Source organism: Cellulomonas hominis (genome assembly GCF_901521055.1).
GTDB lineage: Bacteria > Actinomycetota > Actinomycetes > Actinomycetales > Cellulomonadaceae > Cellulomonas > Cellulomonas endometrii.
Genome location: NZ_CABEGA010000011.1, coordinates 53,905 through 75,491 on the forward strand (window position 1 = coordinate 53,905; position 21,587 = coordinate 75,491).

Here is a 21,587-nt window from a genome sequence, read left to right on the forward strand (position 1 = left end):
ATCTGGGGAGCTGACGGACGCTAGAGTGCCCGCGTGAATGACGTGCGCATGCTGACCGGTACCCGACTGCTGACGTCGCGGATCGTCTTCGTCGGCTTCCTCGGCGTGATCGCGGTCGGTGTGGTCGTGGCGTTCGTCCTGCACCCGAGCTGGCAGATGGCCGTGTCGGCGTTGTGCCTGCTGGGGTCCGCCGCACTGCTCTGGGTCGTTCTCGGGCGGTGGCTCCTTCCCGGCGCCCACGGCGTGACGCTCCAGGAGCGTGCCGTCGTGCTCGGGTACATGGTCGCGACGCTCGCCCTGTTCTCGATCGGGGCGTGGACGTTCTCGCTCGCCCCGATGTGACTCACCCTCACGGAGGGCCCCGTCGCACCGGCCAGGCGGTGACATGACGTCCGTCAGGGGCTCGGTCTTCGGATGAGCGGATCCACGAGCTGGCACGCACAGCACGACCCGTCCGCTCAGCGCCCGCCGAACCAGCTCGACGACCTGATCGCGGGGCAGCCGCTCGCCGAGCTGAAGCGCCGCCGCCGCGAGGTCCCCACAGCCGTGGCGCTCATCGTCCTCGGAGTCGCGGGTGCCGCCTTCGGGCGCGGCGCGCCGCTTCCGACGTTCATCGCGGTGTGGATGGCGGGGGCCGGAGTCCTCTTTCTCGTCGGCCGAGGTCTGCGTGACCGCCAGGAGCGAGGTGACGGTCCCCGGGGTCGGCTCGTCTCCGGTGAGGTGCGCGGCGAACCCGCCACCGTGCTCCGTCGGAGCACCGCGCGCGAGTGGGTCGCAGCCGGCTTCATCGCCTACCTCGGGCTGTTCTTCTTCGGGAGCGGGTGGTTCGCCCTGGGGGAGGGGCGAACCACTGGTGCGCTTGTGCCGCTCGGGATCCTCCTGCTGCCGTTCGTCGTCGCCGCGATCCGTCGACTCGTCCGCGCGCGTCGCAGCGGGGTGTGGCTCACTCCCACTTCTCTCCTGGTGCGCGAGGGAGGGACGAGCTACCGCACGGGTTGGGACGATGTCGCGGGAGTGTCGCAGTCCACGAGCTCGACCGATCTGGTCGTGGTGCTCCCGCGGACCATGGCAGCGTTGACGGTGACCGGACGCGACCGAGGAGCCCGCGCGGGAGTCACCCTCGGAGACATCCCGATCGCGACCGGGGCGCTGCCTGTCGACGCATACGCCTTGGTTGACCTGCTGTGGCACTATCGCGCGTCCGAGAACCGGCCCGAGCTCGGCACAGCCGCGGCTCCGACGACCGTCCGGCGCATCCAAGCTGCGCGAGGCTGAGGACGCCGCCACTCGCCGAGAGTCGATACCGCGGGGTCCCGTCGCAGCTTCCGCGGGCGACCGACGTGGTGCCCGTGTGATCTCAGCCCGGCCGGCCGCCTCAGCGCTTCCGCGCCCGCCGCGCCCCGAACGGCCCGCCGAACACGATCGAGATCCCCAGCACGAAGCCGACGTCGTACCAGTTGCCGTTGTTGTGCACCTCGTACGGCGTGACGGTGTCGGTGAACAGCGACACGATCCACGTCACCGGCAGGATGATCCCGTGCCACAGCCCCAGCCAGAAGCCGGCGGGGGTGAGCGAGCCGGGCGGCGGGGTGCCGACCTCGGGGTTGACCCCGGCGGCGCACGCGGCCAGCAGCAGCACGCTCGCCGCGGCGAGCCCGACGGCGGCGGCGGTGCGGGAACGGGTGCGGGTCCGGCGGCGCGGCTCCATGCCGGCCATCGTGGCACCGCGGGCTCTCGCCACGCCAGGGCCCGACGCCTGGTCCCGGGCGCGCCGCCGGACCGACGACGCGGCCCCGGGACCGGTCGAGGGCTCAGCGCGTGTAGTACCCCGCGGCCACGTCCTCCAGCAGCGTGGAGTGCGTCGGCGTCCACCCCAGGCGGGAGCGCGTGAGGGCGCTCGACGCCGGGACGTCCAAGCCGAAGAACCCGCCGATCCAGCCGAAGTGACCGGCCGCGTCCTCGGGGGCGATCGAGGCCACCGGCAGGTCCAGCGCGCGCCCGAGGGCGGCGGCGATGTCCCGGGTGGGGATGCCCTCTTCGGCCGCGGCGTGCACCACGGACACCTCGTCGGCGTGCTCCAGGGCGAGCCGGACGAGCTGCGCGGCGTCGCGGCGGTGCACCGCGGGCCAGCGGTTGCTGCCGTCGCCGATGTAGCCGACCACGCCGCGCTCGCGGGCGACGCCGGCCAGCACCGCCATGAAGCCGTAGTCGCCCTCGCCGTGGACCGTCGGCGCGAACCGCACGCTGACCGGGCGCACGCCGTGGTCGGCGAGCCCCAGGGCGAGCGTCTCGCCGCCGCCGCGGATGGCGGACGGGTCGTCCGGCCCGAGCGGGTCGTCCTCGGTGGCGCGGTCGCCGGGCGCCGGGCGGGCCAGCCCGGACGCGAACAGGAAGGGCCTGCCGGTGCCCGCCAGCGCGTCGCCGAACGCCTCGACCGCGGCGCGCTCGGTGCGCCCCGCCGCGTCGAAGTCCGAGAAGTCGTGCTTGAACGCGAGGTGGACGACCGCGTCGGCGGCCTTGGCCCCGGCCCGCAGGCTGGCGAGGTCGTCGAGGTCGCCGCGGACCACCCCGGCGCCGGCGGCGGCGAGGGCCTGGGCGGACGCGTCGGACCGGGCCAGGCCGGTGACCTCGTGCCCCGCGGCGAGCAGCTCGGGTACGACGGCCGAGCCGATCCACCCGGACGCACCGGTGACGAAGACGTGCATGGCGTACCTCCTGGAGGGTGCCGGCGAGTGCCGGAGCGCTGGTGATGTCAGGCGCTGACATCACCATAGACGCCAATGTCAGCCGCTGTCATCACTAGACTGGCGGGATGGGACGCTGGGAGCCGGACGCGCGCGGCCGGATGATCCGCGCCGCGGTCGAGCTCTACGCCGACGGCGGGTACGAGCAGACGACCGTCCAGGACATCGCCGCGCGCGCCGGCGTGACCGAGCGGACGTTCTTCCGGCACTTCGCCGACAAGCGCGAGGTGCTGTTCGACGGCTCGGGCGAGCTCGAGCGCGCGGTGGTCGACGCGATGCGCGCCGCACCCGCCGACGCCACGCCGTTCGAGGTCGCCGCGGCCGGGGCGCTGGCCGCCGGCGCGGTGCTGGACGGGCGCGGCGACTTCGCGCGCGTCCGAGCCGCCGTGGTCGCGGCCAACCGCAGCCTGCAGGAGCGCGAGCTGCTCAAGATGGCGCAGCTCGGGTCCGCCATGGCCGAGGTGCTGCGCGAGCGCGGGGTGGCGGAGCCGACCGCGGGCCTGGTCGCGCAGTCGGGGGTGACGGCCTTCGCCGTCGGGTTCGCGACGTGGGTGGCGGACGCGTCGCTGGGGGACCTGCCGTCGTGCGTCGCCGACGCGCTGGCGCGGCTGGCGTCGCTCGCCTCGGCCACCTGAGCCCCGACCGCCCGGCACCGGGCAGCCGGCACCCGGCACCCCGCACCCGGCACTCCACGGCCCCGGGCGTGGCCGCCCGAAAATGACGCGCCCGCGACGACCCCGGCGCCCTACGCTCGGCGACGCTCCTGATCAGCAGCCCGGCGGCGTCGCCGTCGCGGTCCTGCGCGTAGGTGGGAGCTCGCCAGATGGGCACACCGCTGCGGACGGTTCCGGGTTCGAGTCCCGGGTCTCCGGTCGGCGTGTGGTCAGCCGTGGCGGTCGCGGTCTGCGACACCGGTTCGCCCGGTGTCCCCCGCGCCCGCCCGACCGCACGCCGCCCGGTCCGCCGGGAGCCCGTGCGGCGGATGGTGCCTGCCGAGAGACGGCGGGACCGAGGGCCGGGAGGAGGTCGAGCGAGATGCGGATCGTCGTGCAGGAGTGGGAGCGGGTGCTGGTGTACCGGGACGGGCGGTTCGTGCGCACGCTCGGCCCCGGTCGTCACCGCGTGCCCGCGAGGCGCCACCGGTTCGCGTGGACGTCGCTGCGCCCGCGCCTGCTGACGGTGCCCGTGCAGGAGGTCCTGACGCGGGACGGCCTGGCGGTGAAGGTCAGCCTGCTCGCGACCGTCCGGGTCGCCGACGCGCGGGCATGGCACGAGGCCGTCGACCAGCCGGACGCGTTCCTCTACGCGGCGTTGCAGACGGCGCTCCGCGAGGAGATCGCGTCACGGACGCTCGAGGAGCTGCTCGCCGACCGGTCCGAGGCGGCGCAGCGGATGCTCGCCGTCGTCGCCCCCGCGGTCGTGCACGCCGGCCTCGCGGTCGACGCGCTCGCGGTGCGGGACGTCGTCGTGCCGGCCGAGGTCCGGCGCGCGTCGGCGGCGGTCGTGACGGCACGCGCCGAGGGCCAGGCGGCGCTGGAGCGGGCGCGCTCGGAGGTCGCGGCCACGAGGGCGCTCGCCAACGCGGCGTCGATGGTCCAGACGCACCCCGGGCTGCTCCAGCTCCGGACGCTGCAGGCCGTCGAGGCCGGTGGCGCGACGGTGGTGCTGTCGGCCGAACCGGGTGCGGCGACGGCGCGCGCGACGGCGTAGGGCGGGTCCCGGTCGGGGCGGGTGGGGTCGGTGGACCACGCCCGCCCTGGCCGGGCGCGGGGCGCATACGAGTAGGTAGGTCAAACGGGCCCGCTGCGTGGACCGGCGCGTTACGGTGCCGCGGTGACGTCCTTCTTCGATGATCCGGATGCGGCGATCGACCGGGTGCAGGCCGACATCCGTGCGGCGCAGGAGCGTGCGGTGCGCCTACGACGTCCTCCGCCACGACCCGCGGCTGTCAGAAGACATCGCCCGGAACCTCCCCGATCTTGACCCCCAGCAGATCGATGCTGCGCTTCGTCACGTCCTCCTGGACGACCAGCTCCTCGGAACACGCTGGGGTGACCCATACCGGGGTCGATTCGACTCGAACCCGGACATGGCCGAAGCCTTCCTTCGGCTCCGCAACGGCGAGGGCACGTCGACAGACCGACTGCTCATCGAACACGAGATCGCCGAGGCAGCATTCACGCGACGGAACCCGTCGACCACGTACGAGGACGCGCACGAGCACGCCAACACGGTGGCGAACTGGGAAGCTGCGATGAAGCAAAGGGGAGACGGCTGATGGCAACGATGGGCTTCGGACGCCTGGTCGGCGAGAACTCGCAGACCGTCCGCTACGAGTTCGGTCCCAACCCGGAGTCGATCGAGGGAATCCTGGTGATCCCGCTGGACGACCCCGATCAGTGGTACGTCGACGGGAGCGACAGGAAGCCAGTCCTCGCACGGAACGTCTTGCACAAGGCGCTTCGGTTGCAGCGCCGGGACGGTGCTTGGCCCCGGAACGCGTCCTTCTTCTCCTGAAGGCACAGCGCGAGGACGACGGGGCCGGGTGGAGGACCGGCCCGGTCGGTCAGAACGGTCCCTCGCCTCGTTCGGCCGACACGTCGACCTGGTCGGGCGCCTCCGCCGCGAGCTCCTCCCACACCGGCCCGTACCCGAGTCGCGCCTGCTCCATCGCCACGACCTCCCGGGCCAGCCCGGCCTCGGTGACGTCGACCGCCGCCACGGCGGCTGCGGCGACCGACGACTCCCGCACGTACGCGTCGAACGTCCGCCGCTTCCCGGCGAGCAGCTCCACGATCCGCTCGTCGACGCCGTCCTCCGCCAGCAGCCGGTGCGCGACGACGGTGCGCACCTGCCCCATGCGGTGCAGCCGGGCGACGGCCTGGGCCTCCGCGGACGGCGTGAGCTGCGGCTCGCACAGCACCACGACCGACGCGGCCTGCAGGTTCAGGCCGACGCCGCCGACGGTGATCTGCGCGACCAGCACCCCGTCGCGCGGGCCGGCGGCGAACGCGTCGATGACCGCCTGCCGCTCGGCCGCGGGGACGTCCCCGGTGAGCGGGCCGAACACCGGCGGCCCGCCCGGGTGCCGCAGCGCGGTGGACACCACGTCGAGCACGTCCCGGAAGTACGAGAACACCACGGTGCGGTGCGCGTTCTCCCCGGCTTCCGCGACGATCTCGACCAGGCGGGCCAGCTTGGTGGAGTCCGCGGGGTCCGGCGTCAGGTAGGCGGCACGGCGCATCGCCATGAAGCTGCCAGATGCCACGGCGTCCCGGTAGGCGCGCTCCCCGGCGGGGGACAGGTCCTCCCACTCGTCGACGACCACGAGCTCCGGGAGCTCGAGCAGCACGTCCGCCTGGTTCCGCCGCAGGTAGACGGGGGCGACGGTGCGCCGGAACGTGTCCGCGCCGACCAGCCCCAGGTGCCGCGGCAGCGACGCGACCAGGTCGGCGTCCAGCAGCCGCACCAGCGCGACGAAGTCCTCGACCCGGTTGTCCATCGGGGTGCCGGTCATCAGCAGCACCCGCCACACCCGCCCGGCCCAGGCGGCAACCGCCTTCGACCGCTGCGCCTCGGGGTTCTTCACGTAGTGCGCCTCGTCGACGACGAGCAGCCCGACCGCGGGCCCGTCGAGCGGCACGTGCGGCAGCGCCTCGAACGTGGTCACGCCGATGCCGCCCTCGGCCTGCCACCGGGCGACGGCCGCGTCGCGGCCCGGGCCGTGCAGGCGGTGGCCGGTCATGGTGGTGCGGTGCTCGATCTCCCGCAGCCAGTTCACGAGCACGCCCGCGGGGCACACGACGAGCACGTGGGTCTCGCCGGCGGCCATGAGGTCGGACGCCACCGCCAGGGCCTGCACGGTCTTGCCGAGCCCCATCTCGTCGCCCAGCAGCACCCGCCCCTGGTTGAGGGCGAACCGGGCCCCGAACTCCTGGTACCCGCGCAGCGGGACCCGCATCCGGGACAGGTCGAGCGGCCGCGCGGCGACCCGCTCCGCGAGCTCGGCGGTGAGCATGCCGCGGTCGGCGAGCACGTCGCGCGCGAGCGGGACGATGCCGCCCAGCACGGTGTAGAACTCGGCGCTGCGCTGCTCGAACGCGTCCCACAGCGCGGACGCGCCGCTGTCCGGCTCGGCGCAGGCGGCGGCCAGCCGTGCGACCGTCGCCTCCAGGGACTCGACCGACGGGCCCCAGGCGTCGAGCGCCGCGAGCGCCCGCAGCGCGCGCTCCTTCGCGGGCCCGCGGGCGAACAGGAACCGGAGGCGCCGCGTCGCCGGTTCCGCTGCGGGGACGTGCGCGGCCGCCGACGTGACGTGCTCGGCGAGCGCCGCCCGGTGCGGCTCCACGACGGGGCGCAGGCGCAGCAGCCGGTCGAGCAGCCGCAGGAGCTCGACCGTCGTGGCGGTGTCGGGCCGGCCGGACCGGTTCATCTCGAGGCGCACCGGGGTCGCACCGCGCACCGCGTCCGCCAGCTGCTCCACCGCCGCGACGACGCTCCGGGCGGTCTGCAGCCCGACGCCCGGCACCGCGTCCAGCACGGCCGCGGGGACGCCCAGCAGGTCGGCGGCCGTCCGGTACCCCGCGTCCACCAGCGCCCGCAGCCGCAGGTTCCGGTCGGTCAGCGCGCCGAGCTGCTCGACGTCCACGATGCCGAGCTCCGCGCGGACCCGGGCCTCGCGGTCCTCCTCGACGAGCGTCGCGATCCGGAGGGTCGTGCCGTCGAGGTGGTCGAGCACCCCGCGGGCCGCCGCCGCGAGGGCCCGGTGCCGGGCCAGCAGCGCCCGCGCGGGGGCGCCGGGCTCGGTGGCGGGGCCGGTGCTCATCGACGGCGATGCTATGCGGCGGCGGCGACCGTCACGTCTGGTTGCCGACCGGCCACCGAGCGCCGAGGCTGGTCGTACCGGTGCAGCAGCCGCCGGCTCGTCGCCGAGCCGCGCAGCGAGGAACCCGCGGCGAGGCCACGCGAAGGAGTGCGGCCATGAGCATCCCGACGAGCGACCAGCAGGGTCCGATCACCGGCGTCCGCGAGGGCATGCGGGTCGTCGACGCGTCCGGCGAGGAGGTCGGCACGGTGCAGGAGGTCTCGTTCGGGGACCCGGGCGCGGTGACCTCCGAGGGCCAGGAGACGGGCGGAGGCACGGGCGGCGTCGCGGGGACGCTGTTCCGCGGCCTCGACGGCGGCGAGGGGCTGAACGAGGCCGACCGCGAGCGGCTGCTCCGCCTGGGCTACGTGCGGATCGACGCGAAGGGGCTGTTCTCGGGCAGCTGCTACGCCGCGGGGGACCAGGTCGCCGCGGTGGAGGGCGACGTGGTGCGGCTCTCGGTCGGCAAGGACCAGCTGGTCCGCTGACGCCGCACCTCCCTCCAGATGCGGCGTCGCCGCCGGGTGCGCAGGCTGGGGGTACCCACAACCCGTCTCCGCCGAAGGAGCAGCCCCATGCGAGCGATGGTGTACCGCGGGCCGTACAAGGTCCGGGTCGAGGAGAAGGACATCCCCCGGATCGAGCATCCGAACGACGCCATCGTGAAGGTCACGCGCGCGGCGATCTGCGGCTCCGACCTGCACCTGTACCACGGGATGATGCCGGACACCCGGATCGGCCACACGTTCGGCCACGAGTTCACGGGCGTGGTCCACGAGGTCGGGTCGTCGGTCCAGAACCTCCAGGTCGGCGACCGCGTGATGGTGCCGTTCAACATCTTCTGCGGGACGTGCTTCTTCTGCGCCCGCGGCCTGTACTCGAACTGCCACAACGTGAACCCGAACGCCACGGCGGTCGGCGGCATCTACGGCTACTCGCACACCACGGGCGGCTACGACGGCGGGCAGGCGCAGTACGTGCGGGTGCCGTTCGCCGACGTCGGGCCGTCGGTGATCCCCGACTGGCTGGACGAGGACGACGCGGTCCTGATGACGGACGCGCTGTCGACCGGGTACTTCGGCGCGCAGCTCGCGGACATCGTCGAGGGGGACACGGTCGTGGTGCTGGGCGCCGGCCCGGTCGGCCTGTTCGCGGCGCGGTCGGCGTGGCTGATGGGCGCGTCCCGGGTCATCGTGATCGACCAGCTCGAGTACCGGCTGGAGAAGGCCCGCGAGTTCGCGCACGCGGAGACCCTGAACTTCACGGAGTACCAGGACATCGTGGTCGAGATGAAGCGGACCACCGACGGGCTGGGCGCGGACCGGGTGATCGACGCCGTGGGCGCCGAGGCGGACGGCAACCTGCTGCAGCACGTCACGGGCTCGAAGCTCAAGCTCCAGGCCGGCTCACCGGTGGCGCTGAACTGGGCGATCGACGGGGTGCGCAAGGGCGGCACCGTGTCGGTGATGGGCGCGTACGGGCCGCTGTTCACGTCGGTGAAGTTCGGCGACGCGATGAACAAGGGCCTGACGCTGCGCATGAACCAGGCACCCGTGAAGCGGCAGTGGCCGCGGCTGCTGGAACACATCCGCAACGGCTACTTCAAGCCGAGCGACATCGTCACGCACCGCATCCCGCTGGAGCACATCGCCGAGGGCTACCACGTGATGTCGTCCAAGCTCGACGGCTGCATCAAGCCGCTGATCATCCCCGGCGAGGACTGAGAGGAGCCGGACCATGCCGTACCACGCACAGAAGCCCGCGCCGCGGGAGTCCGCCGAGCAGCTCCGCGCCCGCATCCCCGGGTGGGGCGCCGACTCCGACCCCGCCGACCGCCCGTCGTTCCCGCGGGAGACGTTCGACCTGCCGCCCACCGGCGCGCACTGGGAGTTCCCGGAGCGCCAGCCGGAGACGTACCCGCGTGAGCGGTCGATCGAGCACACGATGCTGCCGCCGGTGTTCGGCACCGCGCAGCCGCTGCACGGGCCGGCCGGGGCGATCCGCCGGTTCTCCTACGAGCGGTTCAGCGAGGGGCGGGCGGCGCACTGGCTGCTGCTGCTCGCGGCCGACCGCGTCGACGCCGCGCAGGCGCACCTGCAGTCGTTCGTGACGATGCGGCCCGACAACCCGATCACGGAGACCGGCGTGCTGTCCGAGCTGCACCGCCACCCGGTCTCGTCCCGCCGCGGCCGGGTCGACGTCCGGCACCAGTGGCTCGACCCGCTGATCGTCGCGGGCCCGTGGATCCTGGGCGGCGTGCTGGCGGTCAAGGCCATCGGCGCCGTGACGAGGCGCCGCTGACCCCGCCGGGCTGCCGCACGGACTGCGCCCTTCCCCGGGGACTGCGCCCGCTGCACAGGGCGCGGTCCCGCACGCTGGGCGCAGTCCGTGCGGGACGTACCCTGGCGCTCCCAGCGGGGTCGAGCAGCGGAGCGTCATGACCAACCTCGAAGTCGTCGTCACCGAGCACGACTGCGCTCCCGGCGGGGCCGCGTCCGGCACCGCGTCCGGCACCGAGCTGCTCGAGCCCCGGGACGTCCCGCTGGGCGGGATCCGCGCGATGTCGGTCCGCCGGACGCTCCCGCAGCGGGCGCGGTCGTTCATCGGCGCCTGGTGCTTCCTCGACCACTACGGTCCCGACGACGTCGCGGCGACCGGCGGCATGCGCGTCCCGCCGCACCCGCACACCGGGCTGCAGACGGTGTCGTGGCTGTTCAGCGGCGAGATCGAGCACCGCGACAGCCTCGGAACGCACTGCCTGGTCCGGCCCGGCGAGCTCAACCTCATGACCGCCGGCCACGGGATCAGCCACTCCGAGGACTCGACGGACGCCACCACGGTGCTGCACGGCGTCCAGCTCTGGACGGTGCTGCCCGAGCGGGACCGCGAGGTGGACCCGGCGTTCGACCACTACGTCCCGCCGGTGACCGCGCTCGGCGGCGGCGAGGCCCGGGTGTTCCTGGGGTCGCTCGCCGGCTCGACGTCACCGGTCCCGACGTTCTCGCCGCTGGTCGGGGCCGAGGTGCGGCTGCGGCCGGGCGCCGCGCACACGTTCGCGGTCGACCCGGCGTTCGAGCACGGGGTGCTGGTCGACGCCGGCCGGGTCGACGTCGACGGGACCCCCGCGCCGCAGCACCACCTGCTGTACCGCGCACCGGGCGCGACGGAGCTGACCCTGCGGGCGACGGGCGACGACGAGGTGCGGGTCGTGCTGATCGGCGGCGTCCCCCTGGGCGAGCGGATCGTCATGTGGTGGAACTTCATCGGCCGGGACCACGAGGAGGTCCTCGCCGCCCGCTCGCAGTGGCAGGCGGAGATCGCGTCGCCCGACGGCGGCGGGCCCCGGTTCGGCCGCGTCGACGGCCACCCGCACCCCCCGCTGCCGGCCCCGCCGATCCCCGAGCTGCGGCTGCGGCCGCGCGACTGACCCGCTACTTCGAGGACTGCGCGTCCCGGTCCCCGATGTGCCCGGGGGCGTTCGCTGCGAGCACCCGCTGGACGAACGCGCAGTACTCGTCCATGTAGTGGCCCAGGAACTTCGCGGTGCCTCGTCGTGCACGGCGCCGCCCGGGCCGAACACGGCGGGGTCGAAGTGGACGTACGCCTCCGGCGAGTTCAGCTGCGGCGCGTCCAGGAAGCTGAGCACGCTGCGCATCGAGGACTGCATCACCGCCGTGCCGATCTTCCCGATGGACGCCCCGATGATGCCGGTCGGCTTCCGGGCGAACGAGTTCGTCCCCCAGGGGCGCGACCCCCAGTCGATCGCGTTCTTCAGCGCCCCGGGGATCGACCGGTTGTACTCGGGCGACACGAACAGGATGCCGTCGGCGGACTCGACCGCCTCCTTCAGGGCCCGGGCCTCCGGCGGGTAGTCCGCGTCGTGGTCCGGGCTGTACAGCGGCAGGTCGCGGATGGGGATCTCCCGGAACTCCAGCGTCTCGGGCGCCAGGGCGATCAGCGCCTGGGCGAGCGTCCGGTTGATCGACGTGCTGGACAGGCTGCCGACGAAGTAGCCGATGGTGTACGACATGGCGTCTCCCGGTGACGGACGGCGGCGCCCGGCCGGCCCCGCGCGGCTCGTCCAGCGTGGCACCGGCCGGCGCGGGCCGCGCGCTACGCCGTCCCCCGCCTCTTCCCGCGGCCCTGCGTAGGTGGTGCGATGGGCATCTGAGTGGTGCCCGGGACGTCACAGTGCAGTGCTTCACAGGGCGGCGCAGGGGAAGAGGATCGGTGGAGACCGAGGGTTTCGGGGTGACCGTCGCGGCGGTCCAGCGGTGGCTGCCGCTCGGGCGGGACGTGCTGGTGCGGGGCGACCGCGGGTCGGGCAAGTCGACGGTGCTGCAGGCGCTGCTGGCCGACGCCTCCCGCCGCGGCCTCAACGGCGTGCTGGTGCGCGCGGCCGGGCGGGGTCCGCTGTCGGCGCTGCGGGACCACGCCTCCGCCCCGGCGCGCGTGCCCGACGAGCAGACGCTGACGGACTGGCTGGCCGACGAGCTGGGCGGGCGGCGCGGCGTGCTCCTGCTGGACGACGTGGACCGCGTGGACCCCCGCAGCCTCGACGTCGTGCGGCGGGCGCTCGGCCGGACGACGTCCGTCCTCGTCGCGTCCACGACCGTGGACCCGCTCCGCGCGCCCACCGAGGGCATGCGCGACGTGCTGCTCGACAGGCCGCCCGCGGAGGTCCGCGTGCAGCCGTTCGGGTTCCGGGCGGTCGCGAGCCTGCTCACGTCGGTGCTGGGCGCGCCGGCGGACGCCGGGCTCACGTCCTCGGTGCTGGCCCAGACCGGCGGCAACCCGCGCGCCGTCGTGGCGCTCGCGGACGCTGCGCGGGCGGCGGGCGCGCTCCGGCGGATCGACGGGCTGTGGGTGGAGGACGGGACCCTGGGCGAGGTCCCCGCGGACCCGGTCGTGTTCCTGTTCCTGGCGGGCATGCCGGAGCCGCTGGTGGAGGCGCTGGAGTTCCTGTCCACCATCGGCCCCGTGCCCGCCGACGTCGGCGCCCGGCTGGTCGACCCCGTCGTCCTGGCCGAGCTCGCCGACCGGGGGCGCGTGGTCAGCCACGACCTGTCCGGGTCGGGGGAGATGCTCGGCGTCGCCCCACCGGTGCTCGCCCGGGCGCTGCGCGAGCGCGTCGCCCCCTACCGGCGGCGGCAGCTCGCCGAGCGGGTCAGCGCCGAGGCCGGTCCCGCGTTCACCCCCGCGCGCGCCCCGCAGGACGACCTGACCGCCGTGCTGCTCGGGGACACCGCGGGGGAGGGCGACGACTACTGGCGCTGGACCGCGGAGCTCGCCGGGCTGGTGCACGAGCGGGCGAGCGTGGAGGAGGCGGCGCGGCGTGCCGCGTGGCTGACCGCGCCGACCCTGCGGACCGCCAACGCGTACCTGGCCCTGCTGATGCGCCGCCCGGCGAGCGAGCTGCTCGCGGCGGTGTTCGAGGGGACGCGCCCGACCGAGCGGGACGGGGACGCCGAGCGGCTGGCCTTCGCCTACTACCGGTCGCGGTGGGCCGCATGGAACGGCGCGTCGCCGGCGGAGGTCGACAGCGGCCTCACCGCCAGCGGCGCCGACCTGCAGCCGTTCACCCAGCTGCGCGACCTCAAGGAGCGGCTGGTGCGCGAGCTCGCGCAGGGGCGGTCCGCGGACGAGGTGGCCGACGAGCCGCCCTCCGACGTGCCGGTCCGGTTCTTCCGGGGCTGGCCCGCGGTCATCCGCGCCGCGGCGCTGCTCGAGGCGGGCCGGCCGGAGCAGGCGCTGCGGGTGTGCGCGGCGAACGACGTGTCCGGCGCCGAGCCCGAGGTCCGGCACTACCTGGCGGCCCTCCAGGGCCTGTCCCTGCTGCAGGCCGGCCGGCTCCCCGAGGCGGAGCGGTGGCAGCGGCGGATGCTCGACACCGCCTACGACGAGGTCGACGCGCTCGGCATCCGCGTCCACGCGTGCGTCCTCGCGGAGGTCCTGTACTTCTCCGACCAGGCCGGTGCGGCGTGGCGGGTCATCAGCACCGCGCTGCGCATCGGCGCCGCGGGGCCGATCGAGACGACGTTCTACCGGCGGGGCCTGACGCTCGGCGCGGTGCTCCAGGCGCACGCCGGCCACCTGACGCTCGCGCAGGTGCTGATCCAGGAGCTCGACAAGACCCCGAAGACGTACCGGCCGCTGATCCGGTCGCTGCGCGTGATCGCGCACGTCGCGGCGGCGTCCGCCGCCGGCGACAGCACCACCTCCGGGCACATCGCCTGGCAGGCCGGCCAGCGGTACGCGGAGGAGGGCCTGCTGCAGCCCGCGCTGATCGCGTGGATCGGCGGTCCGGCCAGCCTCACGCCGGTGCGCGCGCAGCTGGTCCGCGACGTGCTGTCCCGGACCTCGCTGCCGCTGGTGGAGCCGTACGTCCGGCTGCTGCTGGCGGTCGCGGAGGAGGACGTCACGACGGTCGCGGAGGTCATGCCCTCGGTGCGCGCGGGTGTCACGCCCGGCCTGTTCCGCGCGGCCGAGCAGCTGATCGGCGTCCCGGAGCCCCCGGCCGACGAGACCCCGGTGGACGGCGCCGGCCGGGTCGGCGCCCAGCGTCTCGAGCCCCTGTCCGTGCGGGAGCAGGAGGTCGTGGCGCTCGCCCGCGACGGGCTGACGAACAAGCAGATCGCCGACCGCCTGAACCTCAGCGTCCGCACGGTGGAGAACCACATGAGCCGCGGGCTGCGGAAGCTGGGCTACGGCAGCCGCGCGGACCTCGCCGAGTGGCGGGGGCCCTGACGCGGGATCAGCCGCGGAACGCCGCGAACGCCGACCGCAGCTCGCGCACGTACAGGTCGGGCTGCTCCCACGCGGGGAAGTGCCCGCCCCGCGCGGGCTCGCCCCACCACCGGATGTCCGTGAACCGCCGCGCCGCCCAGCGCCGGGACGGCCGGATGGTCTCGGCGGGGAACACCGAGCACCCGGTGGGCACGTCGACGGTGTCCGTGGTGCCCGCGGTGAACCAGGCCTGCACCTCGCGGATCGACTCGCGGTAGAGCCGGGCGGCCGACGCCCCCGTGGCGGTCAGCCAGTAGAGGGTGAGGCTGTCCAGCACCTCGTCCGTGTCCAGCGCCGCCAGGCCGCCGTCCGTCCACGACGCGTACTTCTCCCCGAGCCAGGCGGCGAGCGCGACGGGTGAGTCGACGAGCGCGTACCCGATGGTCTGCGGCTTGGTGGCCTGCACCGCGGTGTAGCCGTCCTCCTGCTCCCGGGCGTGCTCGAGGGACGCCAGCGCGGCGCGCTCCGCGGGGGTGAGGTCGTCGGCCGTGGCGGGGTCGGGCGCGACCAGCGGCGGCGACAGGTGGATGCCGACCAGCCGCTCCGGGACCACCTGGGCGAGCAGCGTGGTCACCGAGGTGCCCCAGTCCCCGCCCGCCGCGCCGAACCGCCGGTAGCCGAGCCGCATCATCAGCTCGGCCCACGCGTCCGCGATCCGGCGCACGCCCCAGCCGGGCGCGTCCGGTCGCCCGCTGAACCCGTGGCCGGGCGACGACGGCGCGACCACGTGGAACGCGTCCTCGGGCCGGCCGCCGTGCGCGGTCGGGTCGGTGAGCGGCCCGAGGACGTGCCGGAGCTCGAGGACGGATCCGGGCCAGCCGTGCGTCAGCAGCAGCGGCGTCGCGTCCGCGTGCGGGGAGCGGACGTGCAGCAGGTGCACGTCCAGGCCGTCGATGCGGGTGCGGGACGCGCCGGCCCCGTTCAGCCACCGCTCCGCCGGGCGCCAGTCGTACCCGTCGGCCCACCGGGCGCACAGCCCCCGCAGCACGTCGAGCGGGACCCCCTGCTCCCAGCCGGGGGTCGTCGCGGGTTCGGGCCAGCGGGCGCGGCGCAGCCGGTCGCGCAGGTCGGCGAGGTCCGCCGGGTCGGCGGTGAACTGGAACGGCTCGACGCGGGCGTCCATGCTGCAGCACGGTACGCAGCCGCGCCGACGCGACCTCGCGCGCCCCTCAACGAGGGCGGCCACCCCTCAGCGGGGAACGCTCCCACCACTCAACTCCGGTCCCGGACGCCACTCAGCGGCGCCCGGCGGCACCGAGGGGTGGTCGGGGACGCCTAGACATGGCACGTCGGTGGGGCCCGCAGCGGCTGACGGGTCCCACCGACACCTGATCGCTCCGGTGCCCGGCAGGCGCCCCGCCGGGCGCCGGAGCCCCCGGTTCCGCCTGCCGTGCACGCCCCGGTGCGGGTGATCTCGGTCACGGGGCCCGATGCGCGACCAGGGACGATGCCCCGAGGCTGTGACCAGGCTGTGTGAGCGTTCACCCGAGCGCATGCCAGGTTGTTGACCGCTGCACCATCCCGGGGCCATAGTTCATTCCCGACGGTGCGCATCGCCTGCCCCCTGCGCGGTGCGCACCGTTGATCAACTTCCCCCCGGCCCCGCGGGCGACGTCGCCCCGGGCCCGCGCGGCGGCCTCCCTCCCTGCTCCTGACGGCTGAGTTCCGCATGATCACGCGCACGGCGGCGCGTCACGACGCCCCGGCGCGGTTGCGGAGGTTAGCGTTCGACGGGTGAAGGTCCCTGCGCGTCGCCCCGTCCCCGGACAGCCGACCGCCTCCGACGAGGCGGGCGTCCCCACTCCGCGCGCGGACACGCCCGCGACGGGGACCGAGGGCCCCCGCGCCCTGCGCGAGACGGCGCAGACGACGCACGACGGCGAGATCCCCATGCCCGACACCGCGAACCCCGCCGGCCCGGTCCTCGTCGAGCCGCCGTCGGCCGCCGAGCTGGTCGCCGGCGCCACCAGCACCTGGCGCGCCGCGCTGGTCGAGGCCGCCGGCGGCTCCACGCTCGCCGACGTCGAGCTGCTCGGCGACGCCGCGCTGGACCTGTCCGCGGCGCACCCGTCCGGCATCGCGCAGCTCTTCGCGGGGCGCGAGACGCGGCTGTCGAACCTCGTGCGCGAGGGAGCGGCGCTCGGCACGGCCCGCCGCCGGTCCCGCGCGGTCGCCGCGCGGGCCGCCACGTACGCGCAGCAGTACGGCATCGCCCCGACGTACCTCGCCATCGGCGTCGCGTCGTGGACCGAGCACAGCACCCCCGACGTGGCCACGGACGACGTGGCCGCCATCGCGACCGCGACGATGGACTCCGCCACCCGGCCCGCGGAGGACGGTGCGGACACCGAGGCGCCGGCGCCCACCGCCCGCAAGGTGCGCGCCCCGGTCCTCCTGCGTCCCGTGTCGCTGACCGCGCGCGGCACCGCGGAGAGCGACTACGAGCTCACGCTGGAGCCGTCGCTCGAGGTGAACCCCGTGCTCGCGCGGGCGCTGCGGGCCCGCGGCGCCCTGCTCGACCCCGGCGCGGTCGCCCGCAGCGCCTTCACCGGCTCGGGCTTCGACCCGCGCGACGCGATCACCCGCCTGACCTCGCTCGGCACCGCGGTCCTCGACGACTTCCAGCTCGTCGACCGCATCGTCGTCGGGACGTTCGTGCACCCCGGGCAGGTGCTGGTCGACGACCTGGACCGGCTGGCCCCCGCGCTCGAGCGGCACGAGGTCGTCGCGGCCCTGGCCGGCGTGGCCGAGGCCGCCCAGCAGCTGACCGTCGCCCTCCCGGAGCCGGTGCGCGGCGACCGCGACCCCGCGCTCGAGCGCGGCGTCGGCGACCTGGACCCCGCGCAGCAGCACGTGCTGGACGTGGTGGCCCGCGGGAACCACGTGTTCGTCGACGCCCCCGCCGACAGCGACGTGACCGGCACCCTCGCGGCGCTGGTGGCGGACGCCGCCGCCGACGGGCGCACGGTGCTGTACGTGCCCGGGCACCGCCGTGCGGCCGTCGCGCTGCGCGAGCGGCTCGAGAAGCTGGGCGTCGGGGAGATCCTGCTCGACGTCGCACCCGACGCCGCCTGGCGCGCGGCCTCCTCGCGCCGCCTCATGGGCGCGATGACCCTCGACGCCGACCCCGGCGACCCGGCCGCCGCCGCGGAGCTGCGCCGGGCGCTGGTCGAGCGCCGGGAGCGCCTGCGCGGCTACGTCGACGGCCTGCACCAGGTCCGCGCGCCGTGGGGTGCCTCCGCGTACGACGCGTTCCAGGCGCTCGCCCGGCTCACCGCCGAGCGCCCCGCGCCCCGCACCACCGTCCGGCTGCCCGCCGAGGTCGCGCGGTCGCTCGACGCCGACCGCCGCCGCGCCGTCGGGGCCGAGCTGACCGAGGCCGCCGGCGCCGGTGCCTTCACGCTCCGGCCCGTCGACACCCCCTGGTACGGCGCCGCGCTGGTCACCGACGCCGAGGCCGCGGACGCGCTCCGCCGGGCCGAGCGGCTCGCCGGGGACACCGGGCTCCCGGCCGTCCAGCGGCGGGTCGCCGAGGTCGCGGAGGTCACCGGGTTCACGCCCGCGACCACCCTGGCGACCTGGGCGGAGCAGCTCGACGTGCTCGGCGGCATCCGCGGGGTCCTCGACGTGTTCCAGCCGCTCGTGTTCGAGCGCAACCCGTCGGACATGGTGGCCGCCACCGCGAGCAAGGCCTGGCGCGCCGAGCACGGCACCCCCATGGGGTACTGGCTGCGGCGCCGGCTGCGCAAGCAGGCCAAGGACCTGCTCCGCCCCGGCCGCCCCGTCGCCGACCTGCACGCGGCGCTGGTCGACGTGCAGCGCCAGCGGGAGATCTGGCAGGCGCACTGCCCCGCCGGCGGCTGGCCGCGGCTGCCCGAGGGGCTCGCCGACATCGAGGCCGAGCACCGCGAGGTCCGGGCGGACGTCGACGCGCTCGCCGCCGTGCTCGCCGGCACGCCCGAGGGCGCCGACCTGCTGACGCGGCCCGTCGGGGAGGTGCTCGACCGCGTGCAGCGGCTCGTCGCCGCCCGCGACAGCCTCACGGACCTCCCAGAGCGCACCCGCCTGGTGCGGTCGCTCGTCGCCGCCGGGATCGGGGACCTGCTCGACGACCTCGCGGACCGGCGCGTCCCCGCGGGCCTCGTCGCCGCCGAGCTGGAGCTCGCGTGGTGGAGCACCGTGTTCGAGCAGATCCTGACCGCCGACCCCGCGCTCGCCGGCTACGACGGTCGCACCCTGGGCCGGATCGCCGCCGAGTACCGGGAGCTCGACCTCGCGCACACCGCCGCGCTCGCCGGGCCGGTCCGTGCCCGCGCCGCCGCGCACGTCCGCAACGCCATGGCCGCGCACACCGAGCAGTCCGAGGCGCTGTTCGCCGAGCTCGTCGAGGACCGGCTCACCGGCCTGCGCGAGACGTTCGAGCGGTACCCCGACGTCGCCCGCCGGCTGCGCCCCGTGCTGGCCGCCGCGCCCATGCTGGTGCCGCAGGTGCTGCCCGCCACCCGCACCGTCGACCTCGTCGTGCTCGACGCCGCCGCCCACCTGCCCGTCGAGGTCGCCCTGCCGGCCCTCGCCCGCGGCCGGCAGGTCGTCGTCGTCGGGGACCGGCGGTGCGCGTCCGGGACCGCGGTCCGCGAGCTCGCCGACGTGCTGCCGACCGTGCACCTGCGCGCCGACGCGTCCCGCCGCGACCCGTACCTCACCGCGTTCCTCGCGGCCCACGGCTACGGCGACGTGCTGTCCCCGACGCCGCTGCCCACCAGCGTCGCGACCGTCGGGCACCACCTCGTCGACGGCACGGGGATGCCCGACGCCTCGGGCGCCGTGCAGAGCACCCGCGCCGACGTGGACCGCGTCGTGGAGCTCGTCATCGAGCACGCGCTGACGCACCCCGAGGAGTCGCTGGCCGTCGTCACCGCCTCCGCCCTGCACACCGCCCAGGTGCGGGAGGCCGTGCTCGCGCAGGTCCGGGACTCGCCGTCCCTGGCGGCGTGCCTCGACGGGTCCCGGCCGGAGCCGTTCGTCGTCACCGACCTCACCAACGTGGCCGGCCTGCGCCGGGACGCGCTGATCCTGTCGCTCGGGTTCGGCCGCACCCCGCACGGGCGGGTGCTGCACCGGTTCGGGCCGATCAGCGGGCCCGGCGGCGACGCGCTGCTCCTGGCCGCGCTCGGCGTCACACGGCACCGGCTCGACGTGGTGTCGTGCTTCGCGTTCGCGGACATCGACCCCGAGCGGCTGCGCGGCCCCGGCCCCCGGCTGCTCGGGGACCTGCTGCGGTTCGCCGAGCGGCGCGCCGCGGGCGAGACCGACCTGGCGATCGCGGAGCCGCCGGCCGAGCCGGACCCCGCGGCCGACGCCCCCGACCCCGCGGTCGCCGAGGAGGTCAAGGCCCCCGCGGTCGCCGAGGAGGTCAAGGCACCCGCGGTCGCCGAGGAGGTCAAGGCACCCGCCGAGGAGCGCGCCCCCGACCGGCTCGTCGTCGACCTCGCGGAGCGGCTGTGGCGGCACGGCCTGGTGGTCGAGCTCGACCACGGCCTGCCCGGTGGCCTGCACCTGCCGCTCGCGGTCGGCCACCCGGACCTGCCCGGGGAGCTGCTGGTCGCGGTCCTCACCGACGACGACGCCTACCTCGGCGAGCCGAGCGTCCGCGTCCGGGACCGTCAGGTGGCCGAGCGCCTGGAGCGCCTCGGCTGGAGCGTCCTGCGGGTCTGGTCCGCCGCCGCGTTCCTCGACCCCGAGGCGGAGGTCGACCGGATCCGCCGCGCCCTGCACGCGGTCGCCGACCGCCGCGTCGCGCAGGCGCGCGCCGAGCGGGAGCGCGGCCTGCTGCACATCCCCGCCGCGCCGCTGCTCGACGACGACGGCACCGGCCCCGCACCGACCCTCACCGGCATGGGCGTGCTGCCCGACGCGGGTCTGCCCGTGGGCGGCGGCGCGCGGGCGGACGAGCCCCGCCGTCCCGCGACGGGCGTCCTGCCGGCGGTGCCCGCGGGTGCCGACGCCGCACCGGGCACGGGTCCGGCCGCCGGGCCCGCGGGGGACTGGAGCGCCCCGGCCGCGCCCGCGTCCCCGGCCGGACAGGGCTCGGTCGCGTCGCCGTCCGTCGCGTCGTCGCAGGTCGCGCCCGCGACCGCCGCGGACATCCCCGGCGTCATGGAGGCCTCGGCCCCCATGACCGGTGCGGTGCGCGCGGTGCAGCCGACTCTCCCCGTCCCCGGCGGACCCCGGCCGGACGTCCGGCCCGGTCTGCCGGTCAGCGCCTACTCGGACGACCAGCTCGACGACCTCGTCGCGTGGCTCGTGTCCGACGGGGTGGAGCGCACCCCGGACGAGCTGGCAGCGGCCCTCCGCCGGGAGCTCGGCATCGCGCGCCGCGGTGCCCGGGTGGACTCGGTGGTCGGCGCGGCGGTCCAGCGCGCGACGGGCACCGCCGGCCGCTGACCTCCGGGCCTCGACGCGCGGCCGTGGCTCCCGCGCCGCCTCGACGCGCCGCCGGGTGGAACGTTCCGCCGGACACGCGCACGGCGTGTCGGTCCGAAGGTTCCACCCGCTGCGGGTCCACCCGCTGCGGGGCAGGGGGTTCCGGGGGCACCAATGCGCCACCCGCTCCGGGTCAGGGGGTCAGCGGGCCAGGGGGTCAGCGGGCCAGGGGGTCAGCGGGTCACCAGTGCGGGGGGACGTCCCGGAGCAGGCGGTCGTCGTTCGACCCGGAGCGGTCGTCGCCCCAGCCCGTGTCGGAGTCGTCCGCGCTGCGGTCGGGGATCAGCGGGGCGTCGTCGACCGGGGGCAGCGGGCGGTCCGTGCCCGCCGGACGCGGCTCGGGGGAGGGAGTGCTCACGTCCCCCATCCTCCCACCGGCGCGGGACGGCCGAGCAGCCGGACGCCGTGGTCCCGTCAGGCGACGGGCGGGTGCGGCGGGGCGCTCCGGGGGCCGCCCGCGCTGCCGGGCGGAACCCCGGCGCCCGCCCCCCCCCCCCCCGGCCCCCCCGCGGCCCCCCCCCGGCCCCCCCGCCCCGGGGCCGCCCCCCGCCCCCCCCGCGGGAGGCCCCGCCGGGGCCGCGACCGCCGCGGAACGCCGGCCGACCGCCGTTCTGCGGTCGGGATCCGGAGAAGCCACCGCTCCGATCATCGGTGGTGCGCCGGGAGTCTCGCTCACCGGCGCCGGCACGACCGCGCTGACCCGCCACCCG

At 75.9% G+C, this 21,587-nt stretch carries 17 protein-coding genes and 1 pseudogene; 11 read left to right on the forward strand and 7 right to left on the reverse strand.

What is annotated here, in order from left to right; all coding sequences use genetic code 11:
- Nucleotides 1–33: 33 nt before the first annotated feature.
- Complete coding sequence (locus KJP73_RS02255) at nt 34–342, forward strand: hypothetical protein (RefSeq protein ID WP_213281133.1); 309 nt, start codon at nt 34–36, stop codon at nt 340–342.
- A 72-nt stretch (nt 343–414) separates the two neighbouring features.
- On the forward strand, nt 415–1,275 hold the full coding sequence (locus KJP73_RS02260) for a hypothetical protein (RefSeq protein WP_213281134.1): 861 nt from the start codon (nt 415–417) through the stop codon (nt 1,273–1,275).
- 100 nt (nt 1,276–1,375) lie between these two features.
- On the opposite strand, the gene KJP73_RS02265 is transcribed toward KJP73_RS02260, so the two are convergent.
- Together KJP73_RS02265 and KJP73_RS02270 are read right to left on the reverse strand one after the other, a co-directional pair.
- Nucleotides 1,376–1,717 (reverse strand): hypothetical protein, encoded by a 342-nt coding sequence (locus KJP73_RS02265; protein WP_249669027.1) that lies wholly within the window; start codon nt 1,715–1,717, stop codon nt 1,376–1,378.
- Between the two features lie 94 nt (nt 1,718–1,811).
- Complete coding sequence (locus tag KJP73_RS02270) at nt 1,812–2,705, reverse strand: SDR family oxidoreductase (protein ID WP_213281135.1); 894 nt, start codon at nt 2,703–2,705, stop codon at nt 1,812–1,814.
- 107 nt (nt 2,706–2,812) lie between these two features.
- On the opposite strand from KJP73_RS02270, the gene KJP73_RS02275 reads away from it, so the two are divergent.
- Together KJP73_RS02275 and KJP73_RS02280 are read left to right on the forward strand one after the other, a co-directional pair.
- Entirely contained in the window at nt 2,813–3,379 is a 567-nt protein-coding gene (locus KJP73_RS02275) for a TetR/AcrR family transcriptional regulator (protein WP_213281136.1), read from the forward strand.
- 400 nt (nt 3,380–3,779) lie between these two features.
- The gene (locus KJP73_RS02280) at nt 3,780–4,454 is read left to right on the forward strand and encodes a slipin family protein (RefSeq protein WP_213281137.1); all 675 of its coding nucleotides are present in this window, start codon (nt 3,780–3,782) and stop codon (nt 4,452–4,454) included.
- A gap of 238 nt (nt 4,455–4,692) precedes the next feature.
- Here the strand turns inward: KJP73_RS02280 and KJP73_RS02285 are convergent, their stop codons facing one another.
- Nucleotides 4,693–4,968 (reverse strand): hypothetical protein, encoded by a 276-nt coding sequence (locus KJP73_RS02285; RefSeq protein ID WP_213281138.1) that lies wholly within the window; start codon nt 4,966–4,968, stop codon nt 4,693–4,695.
- Between the two features lie 53 nt (nt 4,969–5,021).
- Here KJP73_RS02285 and KJP73_RS02290 point away from each other — a divergent pair, with 53 nt between their 5' ends.
- Nucleotides 5,022–5,261, forward strand: a complete 240-nt coding sequence (locus KJP73_RS02290; RefSeq protein WP_213281139.1) for a hypothetical protein — start codon at nt 5,022–5,024, stop codon at nt 5,259–5,261.
- Between the two features lie 49 nt (nt 5,262–5,310).
- On the opposite strand, the gene KJP73_RS02295 is transcribed toward KJP73_RS02290, so the two are convergent.
- Nucleotides 5,311–7,569 (reverse strand): DEAD/DEAH box helicase, encoded by a 2,259-nt coding sequence (locus KJP73_RS02295; protein WP_213281140.1) that lies wholly within the window; start codon nt 7,567–7,569, stop codon nt 5,311–5,313.
- 155 nt (nt 7,570–7,724) lie between these two features.
- Here KJP73_RS02295 and KJP73_RS02300 point away from each other — a divergent pair, with 155 nt between their 5' ends.
- From KJP73_RS02300 to KJP73_RS02315, 4 genes are all read left to right on the forward strand, one after another.
- Nucleotides 7,725–8,096 (forward strand): hypothetical protein, encoded by a 372-nt coding sequence (locus KJP73_RS02300; protein WP_213281141.1) that lies wholly within the window; start codon nt 7,725–7,727, stop codon nt 8,094–8,096.
- Between the two features lie 87 nt (nt 8,097–8,183).
- On the forward strand, nt 8,184–9,332 hold the full coding sequence (locus tag KJP73_RS02305) for a zinc-dependent alcohol dehydrogenase (protein WP_213281142.1): 1,149 nt from the start codon (nt 8,184–8,186) through the stop codon (nt 9,330–9,332).
- Nucleotides 9,333–9,345: 13 nt separating this feature from the next.
- A complete protein-coding gene (locus KJP73_RS02310) occupies nt 9,346–9,909 on the forward strand; it encodes a hypothetical protein (RefSeq protein ID WP_213281143.1) in 564 nt (187 codons plus the stop codon).
- Between the two features lie 136 nt (nt 9,910–10,045).
- Nucleotides 10,046–11,035 carry a pirin family protein gene (locus KJP73_RS02315; RefSeq protein ID WP_213281144.1) on the forward strand — a complete coding sequence of 330 codons (990 nt, stop codon included), beginning with the start codon at nt 10,046–10,048 and terminating at the stop codon, nt 11,033–11,035.
- Between the two features lie 4 nt (nt 11,036–11,039).
- On the opposite strand, the pseudogene KJP73_RS02320 reads toward KJP73_RS02315, so the two are convergent.
- A pseudogene (locus tag KJP73_RS02320) lies at nt 11,040–11,638 on the reverse strand (NADPH-dependent FMN reductase).
- A gap of 200 nt (nt 11,639–11,838) precedes the next feature.
- On the opposite strand from KJP73_RS02320, the gene KJP73_RS02325 reads away from it, so the two are divergent.
- On the forward strand, nt 11,839–14,355 hold the full coding sequence (locus KJP73_RS02325) for a LuxR C-terminal-related transcriptional regulator (protein WP_213281145.1): 2,517 nt from the start codon (nt 11,839–11,841) through the stop codon (nt 14,353–14,355).
- Between the two features lie 7 nt (nt 14,356–14,362).
- Here the strand turns inward: KJP73_RS02325 and KJP73_RS02330 are convergent, their stop codons facing one another.
- Nucleotides 14,363–15,517 (reverse strand): epoxide hydrolase family protein, encoded by a 1,155-nt coding sequence (locus KJP73_RS02330; RefSeq protein ID WP_213281146.1) that lies wholly within the window; start codon nt 15,515–15,517, stop codon nt 14,363–14,365.
- Nucleotides 15,518–16,128: 611 nt separating this feature from the next.
- Here KJP73_RS02330 and KJP73_RS02335 point away from each other — a divergent pair.
- A complete protein-coding gene (locus KJP73_RS02335; RefSeq protein ID WP_249669028.1) occupies nt 16,129–20,838 on the forward strand; it encodes a hypothetical protein in 4,710 nt (1,569 codons plus the stop codon).
- A gap of 220 nt (nt 20,839–21,058) precedes the next feature.
- Here the strand turns inward: KJP73_RS02335 and KJP73_RS02340 are convergent, their stop codons facing one another.
- Nucleotides 21,059–21,235, reverse strand: a complete 177-nt coding sequence (locus KJP73_RS02340; protein ID WP_213281154.1) for a hypothetical protein — start codon at nt 21,233–21,235, stop codon at nt 21,059–21,061.
- Between the last annotated feature and the right edge of the window lie 352 nt (nt 21,236–21,587).